General features: G+C 72.1%; 12 protein-coding genes and 1 other RNA gene. 10 read left to right on the forward strand and 3 right to left on the reverse strand.

What is annotated here, in order from left to right:
- The first annotated feature begins 24 nt into the window (after positions 1-24).
- The 9 genes from ffs (at position 25) to F8274_RS11660 (ending at position 10,354) form a co-directional block, all read left to right on the forward strand.
- Positions 25-115, forward strand: an RNA gene (ffs, locus tag F8274_RS11620) — signal recognition particle sRNA small type.
- Positions 116-222: 107 nt separating this feature from the next.
- Positions 223-3,051 carry a DNA polymerase III subunit gamma and tau gene (locus F8274_RS11625; protein ID WP_151462311.1) on the forward strand — a complete coding sequence of 943 codons (2,829 nt, stop codon included), beginning with the start codon at positions 223-225 and terminating at the stop codon, positions 3,049-3,051.
- Between the two features lie 108 nt (positions 3,052-3,159).
- The gene (locus tag F8274_RS11630) at positions 3,160-3,468 is read left to right on the forward strand and encodes a YbaB/EbfC family nucleoid-associated protein (RefSeq protein WP_225853736.1); all 309 of its coding nucleotides are present in this window, start codon (positions 3,160-3,162) and stop codon (positions 3,466-3,468) included.
- 8 nt (positions 3,469-3,476) lie between these two features.
- Positions 3,477-4,070 (forward strand): recombination mediator RecR, encoded by a 594-nt coding sequence (recR, locus tag F8274_RS11635; protein WP_151462313.1) that lies wholly within the window; start codon positions 3,477-3,479, stop codon positions 4,068-4,070.
- Between the two features lie 333 nt (positions 4,071-4,403).
- Positions 4,404-6,074: an ABC transporter substrate-binding protein gene (locus tag F8274_RS11640; RefSeq protein WP_151462314.1), complete on the forward strand. Its 1,671-nt coding sequence runs from the start codon at positions 4,404-4,406 to the stop codon at positions 6,072-6,074.
- 102 nt (positions 6,075-6,176) lie between these two features.
- Positions 6,177-7,184 carry an ABC transporter permease gene (locus tag F8274_RS11645; protein ID WP_151462315.1) on the forward strand — a complete coding sequence of 336 codons (1,008 nt, stop codon included), beginning with the start codon at positions 6,177-6,179 and terminating at the stop codon, positions 7,182-7,184.
- Positions 7,181-8,221, forward strand: coding sequence for an ABC transporter permease (locus F8274_RS11650; protein WP_151462316.1), 1,041 nt, complete (start codon positions 7,181-7,183; stop codon positions 8,219-8,221). The genes F8274_RS11645 and F8274_RS11650 overlap by 4 nt, the downstream gene beginning before the upstream one ends.
- 43 nt (positions 8,222-8,264) lie before the next feature.
- A complete protein-coding gene (locus F8274_RS11655; protein WP_151462317.1) occupies positions 8,265-9,251 on the forward strand; it encodes an ABC transporter ATP-binding protein in 987 nt (328 codons plus the stop codon).
- Positions 9,248-10,354, forward strand: coding sequence for an ABC transporter ATP-binding protein (locus tag F8274_RS11660; protein WP_151462318.1), 1,107 nt, complete (start codon positions 9,248-9,250; stop codon positions 10,352-10,354). The genes F8274_RS11655 and F8274_RS11660 overlap by 4 nt, the downstream gene beginning before the upstream one ends.
- Before the next feature lie 58 nt (positions 10,355-10,412).
- On the opposite strand, the gene F8274_RS11665 is transcribed toward F8274_RS11660, so the two are convergent.
- Together F8274_RS11665 and F8274_RS11670 are read right to left on the reverse strand one after the other, a co-directional pair.
- Entirely contained in the window at positions 10,413-10,892 is a 480-nt protein-coding gene (locus F8274_RS11665; RefSeq protein WP_151462319.1) for a hypothetical protein, read from the reverse strand.
- A complete protein-coding gene (locus F8274_RS11670) occupies positions 10,874-11,500 on the reverse strand; it encodes an HNH endonuclease family protein (protein WP_225853737.1) in 627 nt (208 codons plus the stop codon). The genes F8274_RS11665 and F8274_RS11670 overlap by 19 nt, the downstream gene beginning before the upstream one ends.
- 139 nt (positions 11,501-11,639) lie before the next feature.
- Here F8274_RS11670 and F8274_RS11675 point away from each other — a divergent pair, with 139 nt between their 5' ends.
- Entirely contained in the window at positions 11,640-13,073 is a 1,434-nt protein-coding gene (locus tag F8274_RS11675; RefSeq protein WP_151462321.1) for an MFS transporter, read from the forward strand.
- A 52-nt stretch (positions 13,074-13,125) separates the two neighbouring features.
- On the opposite strand, the gene leuA is transcribed toward F8274_RS11675, so the two are convergent.
- Positions 13,126-14,877, reverse strand: coding sequence for a 2-isopropylmalate synthase (leuA, locus tag F8274_RS11680; RefSeq protein ID WP_151462322.1), 1,752 nt, complete (start codon positions 14,875-14,877; stop codon positions 13,126-13,128).
- Between the last annotated feature and the right edge of the window lie 195 nt (positions 14,878-15,072).

Below are 15,072 nucleotides of genomic sequence, written 5' to 3' on the forward strand. Positions count from 1 at the left end.
CCCCGCGTCGGGTAGGCTTGGCGGCACCCCCCGTGCGGCGTGCATCTCGTGAACCTCCCCAGGGCCGGAAGGCAGCAAGGATAAGCGGGCTCTGACGGGTGCACGGGGGGCCTTTCTGTCTCCGGGTGCCGGTAACGTCCCTGCGGGTCAGGTCACGGGGTGGTGGGTGGTCACCCGGGGCCGACCGGCGCAGAATGGCTCGGTCGAGAGGAGGCGGGACGGGTGGCACTGGCCCTTTACCGCAAGTACCGGCCCCGTACGTTCGCCGAGGTCATCGGCCAGGAGCACGTCACCGAGCCGCTGTCGCAGGCACTGCGCAGCGGGCGGCTGAACCACGCCTACCTCTTCTCGGGTCCCCGGGGCTGCGGCAAGACCTCCAGCGCCCGGATCCTGGCCCGCTCGCTCAACTGCGAGCAGGGGCCCACTCCCGAGCCGTGCGGGCAGTGTGAGTCGTGCCGCTCGCTGGCCCCCGACGGCGGCGGGTCGATCGACGTCATCGAGATCGACGCGGCCAGCCACGGCGGCGTCGACGACGCCCGGGAGCTGCGCGAGAAGGCGTTCTTCGCGCCGGCCCGCAGCCGCTTCAAGATCTATATCATCGACGAGGCGCACATGGTCTCGTCGGCCGGCTTCAACGCCCTGCTCAAGCTGGTCGAGGAGCCTCCGGACTACGTCAAGTTCATCTTCGCCACCACCGAGCCGGAGAAGGTCCTCGGCACGATCAAGTCGCGGACCCACCACTACCCGTTCCGGCTGTTCCCGCCGAACGTGCTCCGGCCGTACCTGGAGCAGCTCTGCGAGGCCGAGGGGGTGACGGTCGAGCCGGCGGTCTTTCCGCTGGTGGTGCGCGCCGGGGGCGGCAGCGCCCGGGACAGTCTCTCCGTGCTCGACCAGCTCATCGCGGGCGCCGGCCCGGAGGGGGTCAGCTACGCCCGGGCCGCCGCGCTGCTCGGCGTCACCGACTCCGCACTGATCGACGAGATGTGCGACGCGCTCGCCGCCGGGGACGGCGCGGCCGCGTACGCCACCGTCGACCGGGTCGCGGAGGCCGGGCACGACCCCCGCCGGTTCGCCTCCGACCTGCTGGAGCGGCTGCGCGACCTGATCGTCATTCAGCAGGTGCCGGACGCCGCCGCCAAGGGCCTGATCGACGGCCCCGACGACCAGGTCGAGCGGATGGCCGCCCAGGCCCAGCGGCTCGGCCCGGCGACCCTGTCCCGCTGCGCCGACATCGTGCACAACGGCCTGGTCGAGATGCGCGGCACCACCGCGCCCCGGCTGCTGCTGGAGCTGATCTGCGCCCGCATGCTGCTGCCCGGCGTGGACGACTCGTCCGGTGGCCTGCTCCAGCGTCTGGAGCGCATGGAGCGCCGGCTCACCCTGGGTGGCGCCGAGCTGCCGCCGGCGGCCGCCGGCTCCGCGCCGGCCGCCTCCGCCCCGGAGGTACGCCCGGCGGCTCCCACCCAGACCGCGGCTGCCGCCGCGCCCGACCCGGAGACCGCCGGCACGCCGGCGGCTGGCGGCGCCCCGACCGGGCCGGCCGCCGCGCGTGCGGCCGCCGCGGCGGCCGGTGCCCGCGCGACCCCGGCTGCCCGCCCGGCGGACCCGGCCGCGAGCGGCCCCGGCGCCTCGGGGCCAGGCCCCGCGGCCGACGGTCCGGTGTCCGGCGCTCCCGCCCGGCGACCGGTCCCGGCCTCGGCGGTGCTGCCCGATCCGGCCACCCCGGAGCCGCCGCGCCCCGGCGCGGCCCCGGCCGGCGCGCTGGACGCCGTGGCGGTGCGCCGGGTCTGGGCCGAGGTGGTCGGCAAGGTCAACCGGAGCAACAAGCGGATCGCGGCGCTGATGCGCGACGCGGTGGTCCGCGACCTGGACGGCGACACGCTGGTGCTGACCGTGAAGTCGACGGTGCTGGCGAAGATGATGGCCGACCACGCGGCGGTGCTCACCGACGCGCTCTACGAGGAGCTGGGCGGTCGCTGGCAGATCCGCTGCGAGGTGGCCGGTGAGCGCGGTGCGGCCTCGCTCGGCGGCCCGGCCCGGCCCTCCGGTTCGTCCCGCACGGCGTCCACCGACGTGACCCCGGCACGCCCGACGTCCGGTCCGGATGCCGCGCCGGCCCGTCCGTCCGGCCCGTCCGACACGCCGGGGAACCACGCCGGTGGCTCGGTCGGAGGGCGGCCAGGGGACGACGCCGGTCCGTCCGGCTCCCCGGCGAACCATGCCGGTGGCTCGACCGGGAGCCGGCCCGGGAACACCGCCGGCCCGTCCGGTGGAGCTGCCCGCGCGTCGGAGCCATCCGGTGGTCCGGCCCGCCCCCAGGCCAGTCCGGCCGCTTCCGCGAGGGCCGCACACGGGACGGCCGCACACGGGACGGCCGCGGGCGGGACGGGTGCTGGCGGCACGGGTGCTGGCGGGGACGACGACGAGGACTGGCCGGAACCGGCCCGACCGGGAGGCGCCGGGCAGCCGGCGGGGAACGACGCTGCCGCGACGGCCGGTGCGGGCGGGGACGACTGGCCCGAGGCCGCCCGCCCGGGTGGCGCGGCAGCCGTGGCCACGGCCCCCGCGCCGGCCGCCACCGCTTCGGGCGTCGCTGCGTCGGGCGTCGCTGCGTCGGGCGTCGCTGCGTCGGGCGTCGCTGCGCCGGCCGTACCCAGGCCGGCCGGACCGCCGGGCCCGGCGCCGTCTCCGGCGGGCGGTGGCACGCCGAAGAACAGCGCGATCGCGGCGGCCCGGGCGGCCGCGGCGGCGGCCGCCGCCGGTGGTGGGCCGAGCAAGGGCCCGCGGGCCGCGCAGGCGAGCCGGAAGACCGCGGACGCCGACTGGGCCGGCGAGCCGCCCTACGACCCCGACTACGACGGACCGGTCAGCGGCCGGTCGGCGGTCGCGGCCCCGGCCGTATCCGCCTACGAGGGCTTCGACCCGGGAGACGAACCGCTGGATGACGTGATCGACGAGCGGACCGCCCGGCAGTCCAGCGAGGAGCAGGCGGTGCAGTTGCTCCGCGAGGCGTTCGGGGCCGAGAAGATCGACGAGGTGGACGCGCGCTGAGCGCGCGTCGACCGCCGAGGAGCAGTGCCGCCGCCCGACTAGGCTGGGCGCGGCCGATCAGACGAGTGCGAGAAGGAGCCATCCGTGCGCCCAGGTGGACAGCCGAACATGCAGCAGATGCTGAAGCAGGCGCAGAAGATGCAGCAGCAGATCGCCAAGGCGCAGGCCGAGCTGGCCGAGGCCGAGCTGACCGGCACCGCCGGTGGGGGCCTGGTCACCGCCACCGTCGCCGGCACCGGTGAGCTGAAGGCGATCAAGATCGACCCGAAGGCGGTCGACCCGGAGGACGTGGAGACGCTGGAGGACCTGGTCGTCGCCGCCGTGCACAACGCCGCCGAGGCGGCCAAGGAGCTGACCGAGAAGAAGATGGGCCCGGTTGCGGGCGGGATGGGCGGCCTCGGCCTGCCCGGTTTCTGAGCCGGCAGATGTACGAGGGTGCCATCCAGGACCTGATCGACGAGCTGGGCCGGCTGCCGGGCGTGGGCCCGAAGAGCGCCCAGCGGATCGCCTTCCACGTCCTCTCGGCGGATCCCGCCGACGTGAACCGGCTGGCCGGCGCGCTGCGCAAGGTCAAGGAGCTGGTGCGGTTCTGCACGACCTGCTACAACGTGGCCGAGTCGGAGCAGTGCCGGATCTGCCGTGACCCGCGGCGCACGGACGAGGTGCTCTGCGTGGTCGAGGAGCCGAAGGACGTCGTGGCGATCGAGCGGACCGGCGAGTTCCGCGGCCGCTACCACGTGCTCGGCGGCGCCATCAACCCGCTGGAGGGCATCGGCCCGGACAATCTGCGGATCCGGGAGCTGATGACCCGGCTGGGCGGGGGCGCGGTCCGCGAGCTGATCCTCGCCACCGACCCGAACACCGAGGGCGAGGCGACCGCGACCTACCTGGCGCTCATGGTGAAGCCGATGGGCATCGCGGTGACCCGGCTGGCGAGCGGCCTGCCGGTCGGCGGCGACCTGGAGTACGCCGACGAGATCACCCTGGGCCGCGCGTTCGAGGGCCGCCGGGCGGTCTGACCGGAGCGACGACCAGGCGGCCGGTCCCGTGACACGGGGCCGGCCGGCGTCGTTCGGGCATCCGGAATGTGGGACGCGTGCGATTCGCCACGTGCGCGCCACCCGACCGGCGACTCGCCGGTTTGCGGTGACACGTCCGATCCCACTATCTGCTCCCGGCTGTGACAGTCCTGTTTGTCGGGAGATCGCACGCTGTCAGACCCGGCCACTTGGTGTCGGCTTGATAGCGATTGCCTCGCGGGCGTTCCGCATTCTGTGTGTCGTGTCATAGCCTCCCGCACACGGACTGAGTCACAGCTCGGCGTGGACACATGCGCATGACAGAGGTGAGAGATGCAGGCGAGCAGGCTTAAAGCGGCCGTGGCCCTCGCGGCCGCCGCCGCTCTGGCGGTCGGGGCGTCCGGCTGCGCGAAGAGCGAGCGCGACGACGACAGCGGTGGGGCCAAGACCGGCGGCACCTTCGTCTTCGCGGGCGCCGGTAACCCGAAGAACTTCGACCCGATCTTCAACGACGACGGTGAGTCCTTCCGGCCGATCCGGCAGATGTACGACACCCTCGTGCAGAACAAGCCGGGCACGGCCGATCTGCAGGGCGCCCTGGCGGAGAGCTGGGAGCACGACCCCGAGGGCAAGGTCTGGACCTTCCACCTGCGCAAGAACGTGAAGTTCCACGACGGCACCCCGTTCAACGCCGCCGCGGTCTGCTTCAACTTCGACCGCTGGTTCAACATGAAGGGCGCCGCCGCCCAGTCGCAGATGATCTACTACTCGGACGTCTTCGGCGGCTACGCCAAGAACGAGGCCGAGGGTGCGGGCGACCCGGTCTACAACAAGTGCGAGGCGAAGGACGACGGCACCGCCGTCGTCACGATGAACCGTTACAAGGGTGCCTTCCCCGGCGCCTTCGCGCTGACCGCGCTCTCGATCGCCAGCCCCGAGGCGCTGAAGAAGTACGACGCCGACACGGTGAAGCAGAACGGCGACTCGTTCGAGTACAGCGCGTTCGCCAACGAGCACCCGGTGGGCACCGGCCCGTTCACCTTCGGTGGCTGGGACAAGGCCAAGGGTGAGATCACCTTGAACCGGAACCCCGACTACTGGGGCGAGAAGGCCAAGGTCGACAAGCTCGTCATCAAGATCATTGAGGACGAGAACACCCGCAAGCAGGAGCTGCGGGCGGGCACCGTCCAGGGCATCGACTTCCCGGCCCCGGCCGACCGGAAGGCGCTCTCGGGTGAGGGCTTCCAGGTCCTCGACCGCCCGGCGTTCAACATCCTCTACCTCGGCTTCAACCAGAAGAACCCGAAGCTGAAGGACCTGCGGGTGCGCCAGGCGATCGCCTACGCCCTCAACCGCCAGCAGCTCGTCCAGACCAAGGGCCCGGGTGGCACCAAGGTCGCCGACGAGTTCATGCCGGACACCGTGCTCGGCTACGCCGCGGACGTGCAGAAGTACGACTACAACGTCGACAAGGCCAAGCAGCTGCTCAAGGAGGCGGGCGCCGAGAACCTGACGCTCAACTTCTACTACCCGACCGACGTCTCCCGGCCGTACATGCCGAACCCGCAGGAGATCTTCACCGTCCTGGCCAACGACCTGCAGGCCGTCGGCATCAAGGTCAACGGTGTGGCTCGCCCGTGGAACGGTGGCTACAAGGACGACGTGCAGCAGTTCGGCAAGCACGACCTGCACATCCTCGGCTGGACCGGTGACTACAACGACCCGGGCAACTTCGTCGGCACCTTCTTCGGCCGCGCCAAGGTCGAGTTCGGCGACCAGGCGATGACCGAGATGTTCGACGCCATCACCAAGGCTGACGCCACGGTCGACGACGCCGGCAAGAAGACCGCGTGGGAGCAGGTCAACCGCGACATCGCCGCCAAGTGGCTGCCGGCCGTGCCGGTCTGGCACGCCCCGCCGGCCATCGTGGTCACCAAGGACGTCAAGGGTCTGGTCGCCAGCCCCCTGACCGACGAGCGGTTCAACACCGTCAGCGTCGGCTGAAGCGCTTCTGACCGCTGACGCCGTACGCGGAATCGGCCCGGGCCGGGCTTGCTCTCCCGGCCCGGGCCGACCCGCTGTTACCGAGAATCTGGTGTGTGAGAGATGTTGCGAGTCATAGTCCGCCGCCTGCTGCAGCTGGTGGTGACCCTGATAGGGCTGTCCGCGCTGGTCTTCATCTGGTTGCGGAACCTCCCCGGCGGCCCGGTCGAGGCGCTGCTCGGTGAGCGGGCCACGCCGGAGCGACGCGCCCTGCTGATCAAGGCGCTCGGTTACGACCAGCCGATCCTGGTGCAGTACGGCAAGTTCATGCAGCGGCTGCTGACGGGCGACTTCGGGAACTCGATCCGCAGCGGCGACCCGGTCACCGAGGTGATCGGGCGTGCCTTCCCGGCCACCATCGAGCTGGCCGCGGCCGCCATGATCATCGCGATCGGGCTCGGCGTGCCGCTCGGCTACCTCGCGGCCCGGCACCGCGGCCGGCTCCTCGACAACATGAGCATCGCCGGCACCCTGCTCGGCATCTCGATCCCGATCTTCTTCCTGGGCTACCTGCTCAAGGACGTCTTCACCCAGAACATCCACTGGTTCCCGCCCTCGGGCCGGATCAGCACCGGGGTGGACAACACCGACGTGACCGGCTTCTTCGTCCTCGACGGGTTGCTCACGCGGGAGTTCGACGCCGCCGGCGACGCGCTGTGGCACCTCATCCTGCCGGCGCTCACCCTGGCCACCATCCCGCTCGCGGTGATCGTCCGGATCACCCGGGCCAGTGTGCTCGACGTGCTCAACGAGGACTACGTCCGCACCGCCGAGGCGAAGGGCCTGCGGCACAAGACCATCCGGGGCCGGCACATCCTGCGGAACGCGCTGCTGCCGGTGGTCACCACCATCGGCCTGCAGACCGGTGCGCTGCTCTCCGGCGCGGTGCTCACCGAGCGGGTCTACAACTGGGGCGGCCTCGGCACGCTGATCTACAACTCGATCAGCGGCGGCCGCGACTACCCGGTGCTCCAGGCGCTGATCCTGCTGGCCGCGCTGGTCTTCGTGGTGGTCAACCTCCTGGTCGACCTCTCCTACGCCTTCATCGACCCGAGGGTGCGTGTGCGATGAGTGACCCGATCACCCGGCCCACGGTGGGCACCCCGCGCGAGAGCGTGGACCCGGCCGCCGTCGAGGAGAAGCGCGAGGGCACCCTGCCGCGCGGCATCGACCGGCTCGGCGAGCGCAAGCGCGCCCGGCTGGAGCAACTGGCCCAGACCACCGCCGACAAGGGCGGCGTGAGCCTGGTCCGGGACGCGTTCCGCCGGCTGCGGCGTAACCCGACGGCGATCGTCGGCGCGTCCATCGTGGCGCTCTTCGTCCTGGTCGCGATCTTCGCGCCGCTGCTCGCGCCGCACGACCCCGCGCAGCGCTTCGACGAGCTGACGAAGAACCTCACCGTCGACAGCATCCCCGGCGCCAGCAGCGAGTTCCCGCTCGGCTCCGACCCGCTGGGCCGGGACTTCCTGTCCCGCATGATCCACGGCAGCCGGCAGACCCTCTTCGTCGGTGTGTTCGCCACGCTCATCGGGTTGGCCCTGGGCGTGCTGGTCGGCGCGATCGCCGGCGCCTTCGGCGGCTGGGTCGACAACATCCTGATGCGCTTCACCGACGTGATGCTGGCGCTGCCGGCCCTGCTGCTGGCGATCAGCCTGGTGGCCATGGCCAGCCGGTCCAGCCAGTGGACGGTCATCCTGGCGGTCGCCATCGTCAACGTGCCGATCTTCGCAAGGCTGTTGCGCGGCTCGATGCTCGCCCAACGGGAGAGCGACCACGTGCTGGCCGCCCGGGCGCTCGGCGTCAAGCAGGGGTCGATCGTGCTGCGGCACATGCTGCCCAACGCGATGACCGCCGTGATCGTGCAGGCCACGCTGACCCTCTCCACCGCGATCCTGGAGGCGGCGTCGCTCTCCTTCCTCGGTCTCGGTGACCCCGACATCAACCGCGCCGAGTGGGGCCTGATGCTCGGTGTGGACGGGCAGCGCTACTTCGAGGTGCGGCCGGAACTGGCCTACTTCCCGGCCGTCGCGATCATCGTGGTCGCGCTGGGCTTCACCCTGCTGGGTGAGGGCATGCGCGAGGCGATCGACCCGAAGAGCCGGCGGTGACGGCGATGCGGACCAAGGACCAGCACGGTGAGGAAGTGACCCGATGAGCCTGCTCGACGTACGCGATCTGAGCGTGGTGTTCCAGCGTCGCGGTGAGCGGCCGTTCACGGCGGTCGACAAGGTCAGCTTCAGCGTGGAGCCGGGGCAGACCGTGGGCCTGGTCGGCGAGTCCGGCTGCGGCAAGAGCGTGACCAGCCTGGCGATCATGGGCCTGCTGCCCCGGCGGGGCAACAAGGTCACCGGTAAGGTCAACTTCGACGGCGCCGACCTGCTGAAGCTGCGCCCGGACGACATGCGGGACCGGCGCGGCCGGGACATCGGCATGATCTTCCAGGACCCGCTCTCCTCGCTGAACCCGGTCGTGCCGATCGGCGTCCAGGTGGCCGAGGTGCTGGAGCGGCACCGCGGGATGGACCGCAAGGCGGCCATGAAGGAGGCCCGGGAGCTGCTCGACGCGGTCGGCATTCCGGACCCGATGCGGCGGCTCAAGGAGTACCCGCACCAGATCTCCGGCGGCATGCGGCAGCGCGCGCTGATCGCCATGGCGCTGGCCTGCAAGCCGCGGCTGCTCATCGCGGACGAGCCGACCACCGCGCTGGACGTGACCATCCAGGCGCAGATCCTCACCCTGCTCAAGCAGCTCGTCGACGAGACCGGCACCGCCCTGATCATGATCACGCACGACCTGGGCGTGGTGGCCGGTCTCTGCGACACGGTCAACGTGCTCTACGGCGGCAAGGTGGTCGAGCGGGCCGCCCGGCACGAGCTGTTCGCCCGGCCGCGGCACCCGTACACGCACGGGCTGCTCAACTCGGTGCCGCGGCTGGACTCGCCGCGGGGCGAGCGGCTGCACGCCATCCGCGGCTCGGTGGCCGACAACATCCCGTGGGTCGAGGGCTGCGCGTTCGCCCCCCGCTGCGACAACGTGGTGGACGCCTGCCTGGAGGGCACCCCTCCGCTCGAACCCACCGCGACCGGCGGCGACCTGCGCTGCAACAACCCCGTTTCCGAGGAGGTGGCGGTGCCGTGACCGAGTCGACCGAGCGGACCGGACCACTTGTCGAACTGCGTGACGTCAAGGTCCACTTCCCGATCAAGAGCGGCGTGCTCTTCGACCGCACCGTCGGTCACGTCTACGCCGTCGACGGCGTCTCGCTCTCCATCAACAAGGGCGAGACGTACGGGCTGGTGGGCGAGTCGGGGTGTGGCAAGTCCACCCTGGGCCGGGGCCTGCTGCGGCTGGTCGAGCCGACCGACGGCGAGATCGTCTTCGACGGCACCGACATCCGCGCGCTCAAGGGCGAGTCGATGCGCCGGATGCGCCGCCGGATCCAGATGATCTTCCAGGACCCGCTGTCCAGCCTCGACCCCCGCCAGTCGGTGGAGTCGCTGCTGGTCGAAGGGCTCAAGGCGCACGGCCTGGCCAAGGACAAGGCGGCCACCGCCAAGCGGCTCCGGGAGGCGCTCGCCGCGGTCGGCCTGCCCGCCTCGGCGCTGAGCAAGTACCCGCACGAGTTCTCCGGCGGGCAGCGGCAGCGCATCGGCATCGCCCGGGCGCTGGTGCTCGACCCCGACCTGATCGTCGCCGACGAGCCGGTCTCCGCTCTGGACGTGTCGATCCAGGCGCAGGTGATCAACCTGCTGGAGGAGCTGCAGAACGAGCACGGCCTGACGTACCTGATCATCGCCCACGACCTGGCGGTGGTCCGGCACATCGCCGACACGGTCGGGGTGATGTACCTCGGCGGCCTGGTGGAGGAGGCGTCCAGCGACGACCTCTACCGGGAGCCGATGCACCCGTACACGAAGGCGCTCATGTCGGCCGTGCCGGTGCCGGACCCGCAGGTGGAGGACCGGCGGGAGCGGATCCTGCTCGCCGGCGACCTGCCCTCACCGACGAACCCGCCGGCCGGCTGCCGGTTCCACACCCGCTGCCCGTGGGCCCAGCCGACCCGCTGCGCCGAGGAGCGGCCGGCGCTGCGCGAGGTGCTCGGTGGGCACCGGGTGGCCTGCCACTACGCGGAGGACATCGCGGCCGGCCGGATCCGGCCGCACGAGGTGGAGCCGGAACTGGTCCGGCCCGACGACGGCGCGGCGCCGGGCGACACCGGAGAGCTGATCCCGACCCCGTGACGTGACGACGCGAGGCCCCTTCCCCGGGCGGGGAAGGGGCCTCGTCGCGTTCGGAGTCTCAGCCCTCGGGGCGGTTCAGCAGCGCCACCGCGACGGTGTGCACGGCGTCGAGCGCGGCCGGGTCGGCCAGCGGCACCCGGCCACCGGTCACCGCGTACCACTCGTCGGCGTCCTTGTACTGCACCCGCAGGGTGACTTGGCCGTCGGCGTACTCGGTGCGCAGCGTCAGGTCGCCGGTCACCACGCCCACCTCGTCGGTCATCACCCCGCCCGGGCCGGCGGTGATGTCGCTGGTCCGTTCCGGGGTTCCGGGCGCCGGCGGGGCCGCCGCGGGTGCGCTCGGGGTGGCGTCGGCGGACATCCCGGCGCCGGAGACGTCGGCGGGGGCGGCCGGCGTGCCGTCGGCCGTCATCCCGGCCGAGGTCGGGCCGGGCTCGGTCGCGCCGCCCGGCGCCGCCGCGGCGGCCCCGCCGGTGGTGTCCGGCGTTCCCTCCGGCGCCGGCGCGCCACCGACCCCGGTCACGGCTTGTTCGCCCATGTGCAGCCCTCCAACATGTCGGTGAGGGCGGCCTTCTCGGCACCGGTCACCGTCAGCCGCCAGTAGTGCTTGACCGTCACCCAGTCCGCCGCGTACTGGCACCAGTACGACCGGTTCGCCGGCTTCCACTGGGACGGGTCCTGGTCACCCTTTGCCCGGTTGGAGCGGAGGGAAACCGCGATGAGCTGCGGCCGGGTCAGGTCGTTGGCGAAGTCGCCGCGCTTCGAGTCGTCCCACTCGTCGGCGCCGGAGCGCCAGGCGTTGGCCAGCGGCACCATGTGGTCGATGTCCACGTCGGCCGGATCGGTCAGCGCCAGCCCGTCGTACGCGCTCTCCCAGCGGCCGCCCACCACGTTGCAGCCGGAGAGCTTGATGCCCTCGCCGTCCCGTTGCAGCACGCTGTCCCGCACGTCGCAGTTCTTGCCGGTGTCCCGCCAGTGCGGGAAGCGGGTCCGGCTGTAGCCCTTCATCGACCCGGCGGCGGCCACGGTCAGCTGACCGAGCTGCTGGTCGACGTTGCCGGCGGCGCTGGGCGGCGTGTCCGGCTCGTCGACGGGCACGCATCCGGTGGCGCCGAGGGCGAGCACCGCGGTGAGCGCGGCGGCCATCCCGGCACGGGCTCCTGATCTCGTACGCACAGACGACACCTCTCCAGCTTGCGTGCTCCCGGCGAGTCCGCACAGTACCCGGCGACGGTTTCCGTGATTCGTGGCGTCGGAAGTGGAGGGCCGGGCAGAGTGGTTACCCATGACCGCACCCGCTCCCGCGCTGCGTATCGGCACCGCCGCCGGTCGCGGCACCCTGCTCGCGGCGATCCTCGCCTCCGGCATGGTCTTCCTGGACAGCACCGTGGTCAACGTGGCGCTGCCCCGGCTCGGCGCCGAACTCGACGCCAGCGTCGCGGGTCTCCAGTGGACGGTCAACGGGTACCTGCTGATGCTGGCCGCCTTCGTGCTGCTCGGCGGCGCGCTCGGCGACCGGTTCGGGCGGCGGCGGGTCTTCCTGCTCGGCGTGGTGTGGTTCGCCGTGGCGTCGATGCTGTGCGGGCTGGCCCAGGGCACCGGCTGGCTGATCGCCGCCCGGTTCCTCCAGGGCGCCGGCGGGGCGCTGCTCACCCCCGGCTCGCTCTCCGTGCTCCAGGCCAGCTTCGACCCGGACGACCGGGCCCGGGCCATCGGCACCTGGTCCGGGCTCTCCGGGGTGTCCACGGCGCTCGGCCCGCTCCTCGGCGGCTGGCTGATCGACGCGTTCTCCTGGCGGTGGATCTTCTTCGTCAACCTGCCGCTGGCCGTCGGGGTGGTGCTCGCCGTGCTGCGCTGGGTGCCGGAGAGCCGGGACGAGGCCGCCTCGCGTACCGGAGCCGGCCGGCGGTTCGACGTGGCCGGCACGCTGCTCGGCGCGCTGGCCCTCGGCGGCATCACGTACGCCCTGATCGACGCGCCGGCGCGGGGCGCCGGCTCTCCGGCGGTGGTGGCCGCGGCGGTGCTCGGGGTGCTCGGCGCGGTGGTCTTCGTGCTGGTCGAGCGGCGCCGGGGCGACACCGCCATGCTGCCCACCGGGCTGTTCGGCAGCCGGCTCTTCTCGGTGCTGAACATCTTCACCGTGATCGTCTACGCGGCCCTCGGCGGCTTCACCTTCTTCCTCGCCGTCTACCTGCAGAACGTGGTCGGCTGGTCGGCGCTGCTCACCGGCCTGGCCACCGTGCCGATGACCCTGCTGCTTCTGGTCGGCTCGGCCCGGGCCGGGGCGCTCGCCGCCCGGATCGGCCCCCGGCTGCCGCTCACCGTCGGCCCGGTGGTCGCCGCGGCCGGCCTGCTGCTGCTGCGCCGGGTCGGCCCCGGGGCGTCGTACTGGGCGGACGTGCTGCCCGGGGTGCTCCTGTTCGGCGCGGGGCTCACCCTGGTGGTCGCCCCGCTGACCGCGTCCGTGCTGGCCGCGGTGGCGGACCGGTTCGCCGGGGTGGCGAGCGGCTTCAACAACGCCGCCGCGCGGGCCGGTGGCCTGCTCGCGGTGGCTGCGCTGCCGCTGCTGGTCGGCCTCTCCGGCAGCGGCTACGAGCAGAAGACGGCGCTCGCCGGCGCGTTCCGCGGGGCGATGTTCTGGTGCGCCGGGCTGCTGCTGGCCGGTGCGGTGCTGGCCGGGCTGCTGATCCACCGCCCCCGCCAGCCGGCCCGCGGTTAGGAGGGGCCCCCTGTTATGCACGAGGCGTTGACAGGGGACCCCTCCTTTCACATCAGGCGCGGGCGCGGTTGACCGCGCTGGTGACCGCCTTGATCGAGGCGGTCACGATGTTGGCGTCCATCCCGACGCCCCAGACGGTCCGGCCGTCCACCTCGCACTCCACGTACGCGGCGGCCTGCGCGTCCCCGCCGGAGGACAGCGCGTGCTCGTGGTAGTCGAGCACCCGCACGGCCACGCCCAGCGACTGCAGCGCGTTGACGTACGCGTCGATCGGGCCGTTGCCGACCGCGGTGAGCGGGTGGACCTCGCCGTCGTAGCCGACCCGGGCCTCGATCTCGACCTTGCCCTCGGCGGTGCCGATGGCGTAGCCGGCCAGGGTGACCGCCGGGTCGACCTGGTGGTCGACCAGATAGTTGCGGGCGAAGATCTCCCACATGGTGCCCGGCTCGACCTCGCCACCGTCGTGGTCGGTGACCTGCTGGACCACGCCGGAGAACTCGATCTGGAGGCGGCGCGGCAGGTCGAGCTGGTGCTCGGACTTCATGATGTACGCGACGCCGCCCTTGCCGGACTGCGAGTTGACCCGGATGACCGCCTCGTAGGTGCGGCCCAGGTCCTTCGGGTCGATCGGCAGGTAGGGCACGGCCCAGGTGAACTCGTCGACCGGCACCCCGGCCGCCGCCGCGTCGGTGTGCAGCGCGTCGAAGCCCTTCTTGATCGCGTCCTGGTGCGAGCCGGAGAAGGCGGTGTAGACCAGGTCGCCCGCGTACGGGTGGCGCTCGTGCACCGGCAGCTGGTTGCAGTATTCGACGGCGCGCTTGACCTCGTCGATGTTCGAGAAGTCGATCATCGGGTCGATGCCCTGGGAGAACACGTTCAGCCCCAGGGTGACCAGGTCGACGTTGCCGGTGCGCTCGCCGTTGCCGAACAGGCAGCCCTCGATCCGGTCGGCGCCGGCCAGCAGGCCCAGCTCGGCGGCGGCCACCCCGGTGCCCCGGTCGTTGTGCGGGTGCAGGCTCAGCACCAGGCTGTTCCGGCGGGGCAGGTGCCGGTGCATCCACTCGATCGAGTCGGCGTAGATGTTCGGCATGGCCATCTCGACGGTGGCCGGCAGGTTGACGATCAGCTTCCGGTCCGGGGTGGGGTCGACCACCTCGATGACCTTGGCGCAGACCTCCAGCGCGTACTCCAGCTCGGTGCCCGTGTACGACTCCGGCGAGTACTCGTAGTGGATGTCGGTGTCCGGCGTGTGGATCTCCGCGTACTTCTGGCAGAGCCGCGCGCCCGTCGTGGCGATGTCGGTGATGCCGTCGCGGTCCAGGCCGAAGACCACCCGGCGCTGGAGCGTCGAGGTGGAGTTGTAGAAGTGCACGATGGCCCGGCGCGCGCCGCGCAGCGACTCGAAGGTCCGGTCGATCAGGTGCTCCCGGCACTGGGTCAGCACCTGGATGGTGACGTCCTCCGGAATCAGGTCCTGCTCGATCAGCTGCCGGACGAAGTCGAAGTCGGTCTGGCTGGCCGAGGGGAAGCCGACCTCGATCTCCTTGTAGCCCATCTGCACCAGGAGCTGGAACATCCGGCGCTTGCGCTCCGGCGACATCGGGTCGATCAGGGCCTGGTTGCCGTCGCGGAGGTCCACGGCGCACCAGCGGGGCGCGGCCTCGACGCGGCGGGTCGGCCAGGCGCGGTCCGGCAGGTCGAACCGGAACTGCTGGTGGTAGGGCAGGTAACGCTGGAACGGCATCCGGCTGGGGCGCTGCCGGGCGATCGGATCGGTCTCGGCATCGGTGACAGGTTGAGCCATCTCGGAGTGCTCCCTGGGAACATGTGGCGTCAGCAGATCGGAAGGTGTCGGCGGATGCCGGGCGACGGTGCGCGGCGGTGCCGAGAAGAAGATCGGATGTGCTGGACGGCGCGGTTCAACTCCGCGACGAGGTGCCGGCCGGTCAGGCCTCGTCGCGGCAGCCAAGGAGAAGGTACGCGCGCCACATGACAAGGT

The sequence above is a fragment of the Micromonospora sp. AMSO31t genome (genome assembly GCF_008868175.1).
Taxonomy (GTDB): Bacteria; Actinomycetota; Actinomycetes; order Mycobacteriales; family Micromonosporaceae; genus Micromonospora.